This is a genomic window from Streptomyces sp. DS1-CR2, from assembly GCF_055760475.1.
Window position 1 is genome coordinate 729,909 of the sequence record NZ_CM147085.1, and the last position, 13,692, is coordinate 743,600.

Here is a 13,692-nt window from a genome sequence, read left to right on the forward strand (position 1 = left end):
GCCGTCAGTAGATACGGCGCCCGCCCGCGTCCGGGATCCCGGACTTGCGCAGGAAGTAGCTGTTCACGTGGTCGCGCCACTCGCGGGCGCTGCGCAGCTGCTCCTCGTACAGCTCGGCCACCCGGGCGTGCCGCGCGGGCGCCACCAGATCGGCCAGCGACGCCCACACCCTCTGTGCCGCCTCGGCCTCCTCGACGCCCTCGAAATGGGTGTCGTAGATGTGCTGGATCACCGTCTTGCCGCTGTGCAGGACGTGCCCGTACGGGACGTGGTGGAAGAACAGGAGCAGCTCGTCGGGGCAGCTCTCGGGCGTCTCGTACGTCTGTGACCAGGGCTTGGCGTACTGGGCCGCGTACCCGGTGCCGGTGGCGCGGCTGCGGTCGACGCCGATGCCGTCGCGGTCGGCGAAGTGGTAGGTGCCCCAGGGGCTGTACTCGTACCCGTCGACGCTGGGCCCGTAGTGGTGCCCGGGCTGCACCATGAAGCCGACGCCCAGCGGCGCGGTGTACTTCTCGTACGTCGCCCAGGAGCCGCGCAGTACCGCACGCAGGCCGGAGCGCAGCCGCTCGGGGTCGGCGGTGCGTTGCGGCGTGAACGTCAACTCGATCCATTCATCGAGGAGTTGCTCCTGGTCGGCGTCCGGCTGCCAGGCCAGACGGCCGAACGCGTACAGGTTGAACTGGGCGAGCGGGTGCCCGGTCCAGTAGGGGTCGGCTCCGGCGTTCGAGACGGCCACCAGGCCGCCACCGCCCGCGAGTTCGCCGACGGTGGCGCCGTCCTCGCCCTCGGGCCGGAAGCCGAGCACTCCGGACCACATCGGGGCGAGCGCGCACACGTGCCGCTGCTGCCCGGTGTACTCCTGGGTGGCCTGCAGCTCGACCGCGACCCGGGTGCGGGGCAGGGCGCCGATGACCGGAGAGACGGGTTCGCGGACCTGGAAGTCCATCGGTCCATACTTGACCTGGAGCACCGCGTTGTCCTTGAACTGTCCGTCGAGCGCGGCGAAGTGGTCGTACGCGGCGCGCGCCCGGTCCGTGGTCCGGTCGCGCCAGTCCTGGGTGTGGTTGTAGACGAAGGCCCGCCAGTGGACGGTGCCGCCGTGCGGGGCGAGCGCGTCGGCGATCAGGTTCGCGCCGTCGGCGTGACTGCGGCCGTAGGCGAAGGGACCCGGCTGTCCTTCGGAGTCGGCCTTGACGACGAAGCCGCCGAAGTCGGGGATATGCGCGTACAGGTGGTCGGCGGCCGTCCGCCACCAGTCCCGTACACCGTCGTCGAGCGGGTCCGCGGTGTCGAGCCCGCCCAGGACGACGGGCGCGGCGAAGCTGACGGAGAGGTGGGTGCGGATGCCGTAGGCCCGCAACTGCCCCGCGATGGCTGCCACTTCACCGGTGCGGTCGGTGAGGAGCCGGGCCTCGGTCTCATGGACGTTGACGTTGTTGACGCAGACGGCGTTGATCGCGCAGGCCGCGAGGAGCCGTGCGTAGGCGCGGACCCGGTCAAGGTCCCCGCGCGCCCGTCCTTCCTCCCAGAACAGCGAGCCGCCCGCGTAGCCGCGCTCGACCTGGCCCATCACGGGGTGGACGTCGATGTTGTCCCAGTGGTTGAGCATGCGCCTGGAGAGAGCGGGGCGGTGGGTCTGCTCGGGGGCGTCGGTGAACGCGGCGGCGCCGAGGCGCACGACATGGAAGAAGCCGTACAGGAGGCCGGCGGGAGCGGTGGCCGTAACGGTGGTGCGCCCGCCGGACCGCGTCAGAGTGAAACCCTCGGGGCCGGTGTCGGCATCACCGTCGAGTCGGAACACGACGTCTCCGTCACCCTGCAATGCGCCGACGTTGCCCTGGGCGTACGCGACTTCGGCGCGCAGCGTGTCGACGAGCGGGCCGTCGCCCTCGATCGTGACGCGCCGTGATCCGATGCCACGCAGCGCCTCGTCGGGCAGCCAGGCGTGGTCGATCCCGCTCGGGCCGGTCATGACGCCGCCACATCGAGCGCGACGATCCCGAACGCTCGGGCGGGTTCGCCGGGCCTGCGGCTGGTCAGGTCCAGGCGGAGACGGTTGGCGTGCACCGCGTCGAAGGTGATGACGGTCGGCTCACCGGACGCCATCGCCCAGTCGATGTCGGCGTCACGCACGGCGACATAGCCCTTTCCGTCCCAGACCGACACGTCGACAGAGGCGGGCAGGGAGTGTTTCGCGTCGACCGTGAAAGAGACTTCGACCCGGCCGATCTCGCGCTCCTGCGCCCATGCAACCGACACCCAGTCGGTGGGCCGGGCGCCGTCGAAGGCGGGCAGCAGGGCGGTGGCCGCCTTGTGGAAGGAGTTGGACCACTGGGTCGCGGGGTTCCCGTCGAGCATCGCGGCGGGGAGAGTGTCGGTTGCGCCGGAGTAACTCGCGTCGGCGAGTGGGTACTCGGATGCTCCAGGTCCGGGGTCGGGGGCGAAGGGTTCGGCCCGCGTGACGGGCCCGCCCGCCGGTCCCGCCACCCGCACGGAGATCTTCCCGGCGCGCAGTCCGTCGGCGGTGGCCGTGACGGTCAGCGCGCCCGGTTCGGTGCCCGCCCGCACCATGGCGAGCGCGAGTCCGTGGAAGGCGGTGCGCGTACTGGCCTGGTACCGCTCGGCGCTCTCCTGCCGCCCGTTGTCCAGACCCGCCAGCCCACCGCCCTTCACGGCGAATTCGAGGAGGTGCTCGGCATCGGGGACGAGCACGCCGCGCGCGTCGACGACCTCGGCCGTGACGAAGACCAGCGAACGCCCGTCGGCGGCGACGGACCTGCGGTCGGCGGTGAGGCGCACACCGTGCGGCGTCCCGGCGGTGCGCAGCACGTCCGTCGCCACGACCTTGCCGCCCGCGCGGGCTACGGCCTTCAACTCGCCTGCCGCGTACGGAACCTGCCACGTCAGGTGCAGCCTGCCGGCGCTGCCGTTCGGCGACGTGTAACTGCCGGGGTAGGGACCGGAAGTGACCGTCTTGTCGTCGTGTGTCGCCTCCGTGGTCTCCAGGTAGGCGCGGCCGTCGACGGTCTTCTTCGCGTCGAAGGAACGCACGCCCAGGGAACGGCCGTTGAGGAAGAGTTCGACCTCGGCGACGTTCGCGTACGCCCATACCTCCACCTCGTGGCCGGGCTTGTGCGTCGTCCAGTCCATGGGCAGCAGGTGCACCATCGGCTCATCGGTCCACTGGCTGCGGAAGAGGTGGTACATGTCCTTGGGGAACCCGGCCGTGTCGACCGCACCGAAGAACGACGCCTTCACGGGGAACACGTCGTACGGGGTCGGCTCGCCGATGTAGTCGATGCCGGACCACAGGAACTCGCCCGCGAAGAAGCGCCGGTCGCGGTCCTTCTTCAGGCCGTACTCGCCGCTCATCGTCCACGAGGCGAGGTTGTTGTCGTAGCTGGACGTGGCGCGTCGGCCCGGGGTGTGGTTCTCACCGGTGTTGAGGTGCTCGGGCTCCTGGTACGTGCCACGGGTGGACGTCTCCGACGACGACTCGGACTCGAAGAGGAACAGGTGCGGGTAGCGGGCGTGCAGCGCGTCGACGGACGCGGCGGTGTTGTAGTTGAGGCCGAGGCCGTCCAGCCCGGCCAGGATCAGGTCCGCGGGCGACCCGGCGGCGGGCAGCGAGCGGTACTTGTCGGAGCCGATGACGATCGGCCGGGTCGTGTCGAGGGCCTTGATGTCGGAGACGAGCCGCCGCGCCATGTCCACGCCTTCGGCCCGGGTCGAGTCGGGGATCTCGTTGCCGATCGACCACATCAGGACGGCGGGCGAGTTGCGGGCGGCGCGCACCATTTCGGCGATGTCGGCGTCGCTGTGCGCGTCGAAGAACCGGCCGTAGTCGTATGGGTTCTTTCCGGTGCGCCAGCAGTCGAAGGCCTCCACGAGCATGACGATGCCGAGGTCCTCGCAGGCCTCGATCACCTCGGGGGCGGGCGGGTTGTGGGACGTGCGCAGCGCGTTCACGCCCATGGACTTCATGATGGCCAGCTGGCGGCGGACGGCGTCCGGCTGGACGGCGGCACCGAGGGCGCCGAGGTCGTGGTGGAGGTCGACGCCCTTGAGCTTGGCGTGAGTGCCGTTGAGCGAGAAGCCGTGGTCCGGGTCGAAAGTCGCGTGCCGCACGCCGAACCGGGTGCGGTAGGTGTCGACGGTACGGCCGTCCACACGCAGGTCGGTGACGAGGGTGTAGCGGTGGCCGGGGGTATCGATGGACCACAACTGCGGCTCGCGGAGGGTCATTTGGCCGTGCGCCGTGGCCGGGTCGGACCCGACGTCCTTCAGTACGGATTCGGTGCGGGCGACGCGGCGGCCCTTGGCGTCGCGGACGGTGGACACGATGGTAACGGCCGGCGCCGTCTCATCGGATTCGTTGACGACGGCCGTACGGACGTCGACCGTCGCGTATCCCTTGTCGAGGGTGGCGGCGAGGTCGGGCGTCGTCACGAAGGTGCCCCAACGCTGGACGTGCACCGGTTCGGTGATCACCAGGCGGGCGCGGCGGTAGATGCCGCTGCCCGAGTACCAGCGGCTGCTGGGCAGTCGGTTGCGGACCTCGACCGCGAGGACGTTGGGGGTGGCGCCGTCCGAGTGCAGCAGGTCGGTGATGTCGTAGGCGAAACCGGTGTAGCCGTAGGGGTGGTTGCCGACGAGCTCGCCGTTGACGTAGACGTTCGCGTCCATGTAGACGCCGTCGAACTCGACGGAGATCCGCTTGCCCGCGTAGGCGGCGGGGACGGTGAACTTCTTGCGGTACCAGCCGAGTCCGCCGGGCAGGAAGCCGGTGCCGCTGGTCGTGTTGTGCTCCGTCGTGGGGGTCTGCTCGATGCTCCAGTCGTGCGGGACGGCGACCATCCGCCAGTCTCCGTCGTCGAAGCCGGGCTGCTCGGCGTCGGCGTAGTCTCCCGTCGGGTCGCTGATGCCGTCTGGGCTGACGAGCGCGAATCGCCAGCCGTCGGCGAGGTCGACGGTGCGGCGGCCGACCGGACCGGTGCGGTCAGCGGCGGCCGCGCCCGGTGCGGGCACCGCGAACGTCCCGGCCATGGAGCCGGCCGCGCTCGCGGCCAGCACGGTTCTACGGGTGACATGCATGAACGGGTCCCCTCGAAGCCAACACGACTCACCAGAAAGCAACTTGAGCGGACTGATTCTTTCGGCTTCGGGCCGGGATTAGTCAAGGGCCTTTCCAAATATGCTTCCCGACCGCCGTCTCGCCTCGTTCCTACCGGCCGCGTTCGCCTGGCTCAGCGCCCCTGGCTCCCGCACCTACTACGACAAGAAGGTCAGCCAGGGCAAAGGCGCACCGAGGCCGGATGGGGCACACGTAGCCTCAGAGTCATGGCCTGCTTCTTGGCGGTCTTCGGGGGCATGGCTGTCATTGTTGCCGCTCTGGTGGGGGTGGGACATGCCCCCTGGGAGCCGGGCGGCCGACGGACCGTTGACGTCGCGCGTCGCGCCCTGATCTGCTGCCTTGATCAACGTGGAGATCAAGGCAGCGAACGCAGATGCCGAGCAGAGGAGCTGAGGCGATGACGCCCTCGCACGCACAGGGCCCAGGCCCACAGACCGCCGTGGTCATACAGAACACCAGCAGCGGCGGTCCCGGCCGGGTCGGGGCCTGGCTGCGCGACGCGGGACTCGGTCTCGAAGTGCTGCGTCCCTACGAGGGGGAGACCCTGCCCGAGGCGCTCGACGGCAGGCCGCTCCTCGTGCTCGGCGGCGGCTTCCTGCCCGACGACGACGAGCGCGCGCCCTGGCTCCCGGCCACGCGCCGGCTCGTCGCGCAGGCACTGGACGACGGCTCGCCCGTGCTCGGCATCTGCCTCGGTGGCCAGTTGCTCGCACAGGTCGCGGGCGGCAGCGTACGGGCGAATCATGGGCAGCCCGAGTTCGGCAGCACACAGATCCGGCTGCGCCCCGAAGCCGCCGACGATCCGCTGCTGTACGGGCTCGGCGCGACGGCGCCCGCGATCGAACGGCACGTCGACGCGATCACCGAACTCCCGCCGGGCGCCACCTGGTTGGCGTCCAGCGCGGCCTGCCCCCACCAGGCGTTCCGGGTCGGGCCGCGGGCCTGGGGTGTGCAGTTTCACCCTGAGGCGGAGGCCGACCGGATCGCCTGGTGGGACCGGGAGCTGCTGGCCCGGCAGGGCTTCGACAGGGACCGGCTGCACGCCGAGGCCGTGGCCGACGAGGGCGCGGCGGTCTCGGCGTGGTCGGTATTCACGCGGAGGTTCGCCCAGGTGTGCGCGAGGCGGCCGTGACCGGCTTCGGGGCGGGCGCGGACGCGGCGGCCCCGCGCCGCCGTCCCACCGACACGATGACGCTGGTGAGAACGCCCGCGAGCAGCCCCCAGAACGCGGATCCGATGCCGAGCAGCGTCACGCCGGAGGCCGTGGCGAGGAAGGTGACGACGGCCGCCTCCCTGGATCCGGGGTCCGACAGGGCACTTGCCAGGGAGGCCTCGATGGTGGCGAGCATGCCGACCCCCGCGACGGCCAGGACGAGCGCGTGCGGCATCGCGGTGAGCAGCGAGGCGACGGTCGCGCCGAGCAGGCCGACGCACAGGTAGAAGACGCCCGCCCACACGGCCGCGAGGTAGCGCCGCTGCCGGTCGGGGTGGGCCCCGTCGCCGGTGCAGATCGCGGCGGTCATCGCTGCCAGGTTGATACCGAACGCCCCGAACGGCGCGAGCACCGCCTGCACCGCACCCGTCCACGTCAGGACCGGCGAGACGGGCACCTCGTAGCCGGACCCGCGCAGCACGGCGACCCCCGGCAGATTCTGCGAAGCCATGGTGACGACGAACAGCGGCACGCCGACGCTCATCAGCACCTTCCAGTCGAACTCGGGAGCCGTGAACACCGGCTGCGCGAGCGACAGTCGGACCCGTTCCAGATGCCAGCCCCCGGTGAGGACGGAGGCGACGACTCCGCCGCCGAGCGCGATGAGGACCGCGTAGCGCGGCAGCAGTCGACGCCCGAGGAGATACAGCACGAACACCGGGAACGCGATGGCGAAACTGCCGCCCATCTGGGAGAAGAGCCCCGTCCCGAACTCGAGCAGCACACCGCCGAGCAGCGCCGACGCCAGCGGCACCGGGATCCGGTCCATGATCCGCGCGAACCACCCCGTCAGACCGCTCACCATGATCAGCACGGCGCTGAACACGAACGCGCCCACGGCCTTCTCCATGGACACCCCGCTCAGGCTCGTGGCGAGGAGCGCGGCTCCCGGTGTCGACCAGGAGGTGACGATCGGGACCTTGTGCCGCAGCGACAGGCCCACGCAGGTCACGGCGATCCCGACGCCGAGCGCCAGCATCCACGAGGACACCTGGCGCGCGTCCGCCCCGGCGGCCCGGGCCGCGGTGAACACGATGGCAGCGGCACTGGTCACGCCGACGGTGACCGCGATGAGCCCCGCCGCCACGGCCGAAGGCGGTGCGGTGGCGCGTATGCGGGCGAGCGGGGACATGCGGGCATCACTTCCGAAAAGGGGTGCGGGAGAGCGGTTCCGAGAGTTCCATAAACAGAACGTTCCGTTTATGGAACACTAAGGACGCAGGTGGCGGCACGTCAAAGCACCGGTGGGCGCAGAAACGGACGGAACCGGACGGATGGGGCTGAACGACGAGGTGGGCCGCAGACTGAAGCGGCTGCGGCAGGACGGCGGCCTGTCCCTGTCAGAGCTCGCGCGCCGCTCGGGCGTCGGCAAGGGCACGCTCTCGGAACTCGAGACGGGCCGGCGCAACCCCACCCTGGAAACGCTCTACGCCCTGACCACCGCGCTCGGCCGCCCGGTCAGCGCCGTCCTCGACGACCCGCCCGGCGTCGCGGCGGGCGCGGGCGGAGTCTCCGGCAGCGCCGTCACCGCGGTCCTCCTGGAGCGGTACGAGGACGAGGGCGCGGCCACCGACGTCTTCCGCGTCACCATCGCCGAGGGCGCGACGCAGGAGTCGGCCGCGCATGTCCCGCACACCACGGAGAGCCTGATGGTGCTCTCCGGAACGGCGGTCGTCGGCCTGCCGGACGCGCCGCAGACGGCCGGACCTGGCGGCCACGCCCACTGGCCGGCCGACGCCCCGCACTTCTACAGCGCACCGGACGGCGACGTCCAGGGCATCCTCTTCGTCCGGTACCCGAAGGGCGCGTCTTCGAAGGATCCTTCCTTGTAAGGCTCTTGGAGGACTCACAACGGCGTGGGACGCGGCGGTGGGTGATCGGTCAGACGGCCGGGCCCGAGAAAGTGTCGGCGCGCGCCACGAGCAGTGGCTGGAAGAAACCTGTCTCCCGCGGCATCCGCCACCCTCGGAGTCGTGGGTGAGCGGCGCGTACGACTACCACAACAACTTCGCCTTCAACCCCAAAACAACGAGCCGGACTTCCACACTCCGTGGATGTACGCGTGGACCGGCGCCCCGTGGAAGACCTCCGCGGACGACAAGCCCACGACCTGGGGCGTCAGCACCGCCCCGCCCGCCATCAACCAGAACTGACGTTGTCGGCTGCGGCCCCTCCACACAGGGGCCGCACTGCGGCTGCCCGCTGTGCAAACCGTTCTGTACGGGGCCGCACGCTGCGAGCGGAACCTACCCAGGCAGTTCCGTGCGCTCCCACCACTCGTACACCGGCAACAGGCCCTGCGAGGTCTCCTCCTGACGTGTCGTGACCTTGAAGTGCTCGTAACCCCCGCGCAAGAGAATTTTGATGTCGAGACCGGGCGTGGAGACGGAGACGATCCGCTCAGGAAGATCGTCAGGACCGCCCTCGAGTACTGCTTTCATCGCGTCGACCATGTCCCGATCTTCCCCGCAGGCCCGACCGGCTCCTTCATGACGCGCCGACACGTCTGCCACTGCCCTCATTCGGTGCCGGCTACCCCCACCGCCGTCAGGCCGGCCCTGTGCGACGGTGTGGGCTGGAAGCTCGGCGGCGTCCGGCGCGGCCAGGTCGTCGGCGACCGTATGCGCGTCGCAGACCGGCCGGGAGCCGGGCGCTCCGTCATCGACGATCCGGGCCCTCCGGGTGACCGTGAACAGGCCGCTTCCGACTGACCGGTCGCCCTCGTTCGGCTCTCCACCCCGTTCCTGACTCACCGGCCGCTCAGACCGGCGACCGGATCTCGCCGAAGTGGCTACCTCGTCTTACGACCCGTCACCTTGGCGATCCACGTGATGAAGTCGGCGGCGTCGATGTTCGCGCCGTGGCCCTCGTCCCAGTAGTAGAGGTGGCTGACGTCGTCGCCCAGGTTGTCCAGCGCTGCGGCGAGGTCGGCGGTGTTGAGCCAGGTGTCGCTGCCCTTGGTGCCGAGGCGGATCCACCAGTGCTTGGCGCGGCCCGGGCTCTTCTCTTCGCGAGGGTGCGCCGACATGGTGAGGAAGTCGTCCCAGGTGAAGGTGGCCTTGCCGGCGGACCAGGTGATGAACGGGTTGGCGGCCAGATACGTCGTGCGGTCGGCGTCGGCCGAGAGGAAGACCTAACGCAGTCCTACTCGGCGCCGTCGCCCTGAGCGCCCTCGCCCTGAGTCCCGTCCGGGTCGGGCGCCTCTTCCCCCATGGGAGCCGCCGCCGGGCCGGAGACCTCGGGAAGAGCCTGTTCGGCCCAGATCACCTTGCCCTGGGGCGTGTACCGGGTGCCCCAGCGCTCGGCGATCTGCGACACCAGGAACAGGCCGCGGCCGCCCTCGTCCATCGTCGCGGCATACCGCAGGTGCGGAGAGGTGCTGCTGCCGTCGGCGACCTCGACGATCAGCGTACGGTCGTGGATCAGCCGTACGTGGATCGGCTCGGAGGCGTAACGGATGGCGTTGGTGACCAGCTCGCTCAGGACCAGCTCCACACTGAAGGCCAGCTCGGACAGGCCCCACTCGTCGAGCTTGCCGGCCACTGTGTCGCGCATCCCCGCGACGGCGGCCGGGTCGAGCGGCACGTCCCAGTCGGCGATCCGGTCACGCGACAGCCCCCGCGTGCGGGCGATCAGCAGGGCGACGTCGTCCTTGGGACGCTCGGGCAGCAGCTCGTCGAGCACTGCCTGGCAGCTCTCCTCGGGCGACCTGTCGGGGTGGCCCGACAGCGCTTGGCGCAGCAGCTCCATGCCCACGTCCAGATCGCGCCTGCGGTCCTCGATGAGGCCATCGGTGTACAGGACGAGCTGGGCGCCCTCCGGAAGGTCCAGCTCGGCGGTCTGGAACGGCAGCCCGCCCAGACCCAAGGGCGGCCCGGTCGGCAGATCCAGGAAGGTGACGGTGCCGTCGGGGAGAACCAGGGCCGGCGCCAGGTGCCCGGCACGCGCCACGACACAGCGGCGCGTCACCGGATCGTAGATCGCGTACAGACAGGTGGCACCCACGACGCCCGTGGCGCTCTCCGTACTCGACTCGTCCTGGTCGATGCGGCCGACGAGGTCGTCCATGTGGCTCAGCAACTCGTCGGGCGGCAGATCGAGCGAGGAGAAGTTGTGCACCGCGGTCCGCAGCCGGCCCATGGTGGCGGCGGCGTGCAGGCCGTGGCCGACCACGTCGCCGACGGCCAGCGCGACCCGGCTGCCCGACAGCGGAATCACGTCGAACCAGTCGCCGCCCACACCCGACTGAGCGGGGAGGTAGCGGTAGCCGACGTCGAGGGCGCCCTGTTCGGGCAGGGCTCGCGGCAGCAGGCTGCGCTGGAGAGTCACCGCGAGGGCGTGCTCGCGGGTGTAGCGGCGGGCGTTGTCGATGCTGACCGCTGCTCGGGCCACCAGTTCCTCGGCGAGCGCCACCTCCTCCTCGTCGAAGGGCTCGTGCTGCTTGGAGCGCCAGAAGTCGGCCATGCCCAGCACGACGCCGCGAGCCTGGATCGGGGCGGCGATGAGGGTGTGAATGCCGTAGTCCATGATCCTCTTGGTGCGCTCCGGGTCCTGCGCATGCCAGCCCGTGGCGGTCGACAGGTCGACCACCAGCTGGGCGTGGCCGCTCCCGTAGCCGCGGGCCTGGGGGGTGGACGGCAGGAAGTCGATCAGCCTGCCCTCCTCGTAGAGCGGGTGGTCGTCCCTGATGCCGTACACGGCCGCACGCCGTATGTTCGTCGCGGTGTGGGCCGGTTCCTCACCGTGCAGGACAGCGTCGGCCAAGTCCACGGTGACGAAGTCGGCGAAACGGGGGACGGCGACCTGCGCCAGCTCGTCGGCGGTGCGCAGGACGTCCAGAGTGGTGCCGATGCCCAGTCCCGCGTCATACAGCAGCTTGAGCCGCTCCCGCGCGGTCTCCGCCCTGCCGGTCACCGCCCGCAACTCGGTGGAGTCGCGCAGCGTCACCACCATCCCCACGGGTCCGCCGCCGCGCTCCGTGTGCCGCTGGTTGACCGCCAGCAGCCGTTCTCCGGCGAAGTGCACCTCGTCGGTGACCTCGCGCCCGGAGGCGAGCAGCGCCGCCGTCTCGGGGTCGAGGCTCGACAGCTCCGACACGAGCTGCCCCTCGGCATCAGGGGGCAGCTCCAGCAGCCGTCTGGCCTCGTCGTTCGCCAGCAGCAGCCGCCCGCCGCCGTCGACGATCAGCACCCCTTCGCGCACGGAGTGCAACACCGTGTCGTGGTGGTCGTACATGCGGGTCATCTCGGCTGGGGCAAGGCTGTGGGTCTGCCGTCGCAGCCGTCGGCCCACCAGTGCGGTGCCCGCGGTGGCCACCACGAGCGCCCCGGCACCGGCGCCCAGGATGATCGGCAGTTGCCGGGTCACCTGACTGGCCACGTTCTTGACCTTCATCCCCGCTGAGACGAGCCCCACGACCTTGCCGTCGGCGTTGTCGATGGGGACGGTGGCCTGGACCTCCCGGCCGAGTGGGCCCTGCACACTCTCCGTATACACCTTCCCCGCGAGCGACGGCCCGATGGTGCCCACGAAGTGCTTTCCGATCAGGTTCGGCAGGGGGTGGGTGTAGCGGATGCCCTTGGTATCCAGGACCACGATGAAGTCGACGCCCGCGGCCTTGCGCGCCGCCTCCGTGAGCGGCTGGAGAATCTTGCTCGGGTCGGGGCTCTCCAGTGCGGCCACGACGCCGGGAGAGTGCGCAAACGCCTGCGCCACGGCGACGGAGCGACGCTTGGCCTCAGTGTTGCTGTCCCGGTCCGACTGGAGGACCAGGGCGAAGACGCCAGCGACCACGAGCAGCACGACCAGCGCCACCTGGAGGACGAACACCTGCCCGGCTACGCTTCGCGGGCTTCTGCTGACCAGGGACCTGAACGAAAGGCTTCTCAAGTCGGCGAACCGATTCGCCATGTGACCTTTTTAGCACTGGCGATCCTGAGCGGCCACAGGCCGCACTTCCCACGGGATGGAATCGCGGGACGCGCGGCGAGGACAGACCCGGACTCTCACAGCCTGCCCCGGGCGAGGGGGTCCGATCACACGCGAGGCGGTCTCGGCCGGGCCGGACCGTCGCTCGGCTCGTCATCGAGGGGGCCCACCTCAATGCCGAGGAAACCTTCAACCACAACCTGACCACCGTCTTGGACGGCATCACCAGCCGGCCCGGCACGTGACCGACTGCCCTGCGACCTCGCCTGGACGCGGATTGTGGCGCCATGTCAGAAAACAGCGAAATATGCACTGAACGCAGAGGCTCCACTCGATCAGCAGCCTGTTGTCACACCTTGAGTTGTCCTGAAATGACAGCTGGTGAGCCGATTATTACGTTCGTTGCATGTCGGCTGTCCAGCTGGCGTCTCCGAGACAGAGAGGATTGACATGCCCACGCGAATCTTCGCCGTATCCGCCGCCATGGTAGGCGCGGCGGTCCTTGCCACCACCGGCATCACCTATGCCGCGCAATCCGAATCGACCCAGGCCGCCCCGTCGGCCAAACAAGCCGCACCGTCGGCAAAGCGGGCCGCCCCGCCCGTCAAACAGGCCGCCCCCGCGGCGGCTCCCCGCGGTACGGACAGCACTGACGGCAGGGGGGACGAGGGCCGTGACCACGAGGACCGAGGTCACAGCGGCAAGCGGGAGGGAAAAATCCAATTCAACGAACGGACGTACTCCGCCCGCACGGAGGGCTGCATCCCCGCTGCCAGTGGGCTGGGCTCAACCAGCTTCAGCATCGACAACGACAGCGACAGGACCGTTGAGGTCTACCGCGGGTTCAACTGCGACAACGGTTCTCCGGTGGCCACGGTCGGCCCCTACGGCTCTACCTATGGTGTCGCTCCCCAGACCGGCCACGGGAGCGGCCAGGGAGGCGTCTTCGTCGAGGACGCGGTCGTGGGCAGTTTCCGGGTGATCGGCGACCACGACGAGTGGTGACACCAACATCCCGAGCGAGCGATCGCCGGCCCGTCGGAATCGGGCCGGCGATGGCGGGCTCGTCCCAGTGGCGTCGGACCGCCACTGCGGACGGGCTCCGGACGCGGGGAGCGGAGATGCTGATCCCATGGGCGAAACGCCGGCCGGCGAGATCCGTGCCGCTCCCGGGGCCGGGCGCTGGATCGCCCCCGCCGCCATGCTCCCTCCCCGACCCACCTGCCCGACGACCCGGTGCCGCCGAGCTGCTCGCCCCCCGGCACCGCGCCCGCCGATGTGGCGGCGAAGTACCCGGCCTCTTCCCTGGCCTCGACCCAGCTCGCCGACGAGCGCGCCGCCGGGTCCATCGGTGAGCAGGAGCAGTACGAGCGCTGCTCGTCGTTGCTCCGTGTCTCCTCGCCGACCGCCGACCGCC

The 13,692-nt window shown here is 70.4% G+C and carries 11 protein-coding genes and 1 pseudogene; 6 read left to right on the forward strand and 6 right to left on the reverse strand.

Going from position 1 to position 13,692, the window contains the following annotated elements:
• Window positions 1-4: 4 nt before the first annotated feature.
• Entirely contained in the window at window positions 5-1,972 is a 1,968-nt protein-coding gene (locus tag ACY0PA_RS03630; protein ID WP_473083294.1) for an alpha-glucuronidase, read from the reverse strand.
• On the reverse strand, window positions 1,969-5,094 hold the full coding sequence (locus ACY0PA_RS03635; protein WP_473083295.1) for a glycoside hydrolase family 2 TIM barrel-domain containing protein: 3,126 nt from the start codon (window positions 5,092-5,094) through the stop codon (window positions 1,969-1,971). Before ACY0PA_RS03635 ends, ACY0PA_RS03630 begins: the two co-directional genes overlap by 4 nt.
• A gap of 437 nt (window positions 5,095-5,531) precedes the next feature.
• Between ACY0PA_RS03635 and ACY0PA_RS03640 the strand changes: the two genes are divergently transcribed.
• Complete coding sequence (locus ACY0PA_RS03640; RefSeq protein ID WP_473083296.1) at window positions 5,532-6,266, forward strand: type 1 glutamine amidotransferase; 735 nt, start codon at window positions 5,532-5,534, stop codon at window positions 6,264-6,266.
• On the opposite strand, the gene ACY0PA_RS03645 is transcribed toward ACY0PA_RS03640, so the two are convergent.
• A complete protein-coding gene (locus tag ACY0PA_RS03645) occupies window positions 6,226-7,479 on the reverse strand; it encodes a benzoate/H(+) symporter BenE family transporter (RefSeq protein WP_473083297.1) in 1,254 nt (417 codons plus the stop codon). The genes ACY0PA_RS03640 and ACY0PA_RS03645 overlap by 41 nt on opposite strands.
• 142 nt (window positions 7,480-7,621) lie before the next feature.
• Here ACY0PA_RS03645 and ACY0PA_RS03650 point away from each other — a divergent pair, with 142 nt between their 5' ends.
• Together ACY0PA_RS03650 and ACY0PA_RS03655 are read left to right on the forward strand one after the other, a co-directional pair.
• Entirely contained in the window at window positions 7,622-8,179 is a 558-nt protein-coding gene (locus ACY0PA_RS03650; RefSeq protein WP_473083298.1) for a helix-turn-helix domain-containing protein, read from the forward strand.
• Between the two features lie 141 nt (window positions 8,180-8,320).
• A complete protein-coding gene (locus ACY0PA_RS03655) occupies window positions 8,321-8,500 on the forward strand; it encodes a glycoside hydrolase domain-containing protein (RefSeq protein WP_473083299.1) in 180 nt (59 codons plus the stop codon).
• 93 nt (window positions 8,501-8,593) lie between these two features.
• Here the strand turns inward: ACY0PA_RS03655 and ACY0PA_RS03660 are convergent, their stop codons facing one another.
• The gene (locus tag ACY0PA_RS03660) at window positions 8,594-8,800 is read right to left on the reverse strand and encodes a DUF5988 family protein (RefSeq protein WP_473083300.1); all 207 of its coding nucleotides are present in this window, start codon (window positions 8,798-8,800) and stop codon (window positions 8,594-8,596) included.
• Window positions 8,801-8,872: 72 nt separating this feature from the next.
• On the opposite strand from ACY0PA_RS03660, the gene ACY0PA_RS03665 reads away from it, so the two are divergent.
• Window positions 8,873-9,058: a hypothetical protein gene (locus tag ACY0PA_RS03665; RefSeq protein ID WP_473083301.1), complete on the forward strand. Its 186-nt coding sequence runs from the start codon at window positions 8,873-8,875 to the stop codon at window positions 9,056-9,058.
• An 80-nt stretch (window positions 9,059-9,138) separates the two neighbouring features.
• Here the strand turns inward: ACY0PA_RS03665 and ACY0PA_RS03670 are convergent, their stop codons facing one another.
• Together ACY0PA_RS03670 and ACY0PA_RS03675 are read right to left on the reverse strand one after the other, a co-directional pair.
• The gene (locus ACY0PA_RS03670; RefSeq protein WP_473083302.1) at window positions 9,139-9,375 is read right to left on the reverse strand and encodes a hypothetical protein; all 237 of its coding nucleotides are present in this window, start codon (window positions 9,373-9,375) and stop codon (window positions 9,139-9,141) included.
• 116 nt (window positions 9,376-9,491) lie between these two features.
• Window positions 9,492-12,257, reverse strand: a complete 2,766-nt coding sequence (locus ACY0PA_RS03675; protein ID WP_473083303.1) for a SpoIIE family protein phosphatase — start codon at window positions 12,255-12,257, stop codon at window positions 9,492-9,494.
• Between the two features lie 468 nt (window positions 12,258-12,725).
• Here ACY0PA_RS03675 and ACY0PA_RS03680 point away from each other — a divergent pair, with 468 nt between their 5' ends.
• Window positions 12,726-13,280, forward strand: a complete 555-nt coding sequence (locus tag ACY0PA_RS03680; RefSeq protein ID WP_473083304.1) for a hypothetical protein — start codon at window positions 12,726-12,728, stop codon at window positions 13,278-13,280.
• A gap of 177 nt (window positions 13,281-13,457) precedes the next feature.
• Window positions 13,458-13,685, forward strand: a pseudogene (locus ACY0PA_RS03685) (hypothetical protein); the annotation flags it as partial.
• Window positions 13,686-13,692: the final 7 nt, after the last annotated feature.

Excerpts from the sequence above, each read along its gene's own strand:
- ACY0PA_RS03630 (WP_473083294.1), bottom strand. The coding sequence starts at position 1,972 with ATGACCGGCCCGAGCGGGATCGACCACGCCTGGCTGCCCGACGAGGCG.
- ACY0PA_RS03660 (WP_473083300.1), bottom strand. The coding sequence starts at position 8,800 with ATGGTCGACGCGATGAAAGCAGTACTCGAGGGCGGTCCTGACGATCTT.
- ACY0PA_RS03675 (WP_473083303.1), bottom strand. The coding sequence starts at position 12,257 with ATGGCGAATCGGTTCGCCGACTTGAGAAGCCTTTCGTTCAGGTCCCTG.
- ACY0PA_RS03645 (WP_473083297.1), bottom strand. The coding sequence starts at position 7,479 with ATGTCCCCGCTCGCCCGCATACGCGCCACCGCACCGCCTTCGGCCGTG.
- ACY0PA_RS03640 (WP_473083296.1), top strand. The coding sequence starts at position 5,532 with ATGACGCCCTCGCACGCACAGGGCCCAGGCCCACAGACCGCCGTGGTC.
- ACY0PA_RS03670 (WP_473083302.1), bottom strand. The coding sequence starts at position 9,375 with ATGTCGGCGCACCCTCGCGAAGAGAAGAGCCCGGGCCGCGCCAAGCAC.
- ACY0PA_RS03650 (WP_473083298.1), top strand. The coding sequence starts at position 7,622 with ATGGGGCTGAACGACGAGGTGGGCCGCAGACTGAAGCGGCTGCGGCAG.
- ACY0PA_RS03635 (WP_473083295.1), bottom strand. The coding sequence starts at position 5,094 with ATGCATGTCACCCGTAGAACCGTGCTGGCCGCGAGCGCGGCCGGCTCC.
- ACY0PA_RS03680 (WP_473083304.1), top strand. The coding sequence starts at position 12,726 with ATGCCCACGCGAATCTTCGCCGTATCCGCCGCCATGGTAGGCGCGGCG.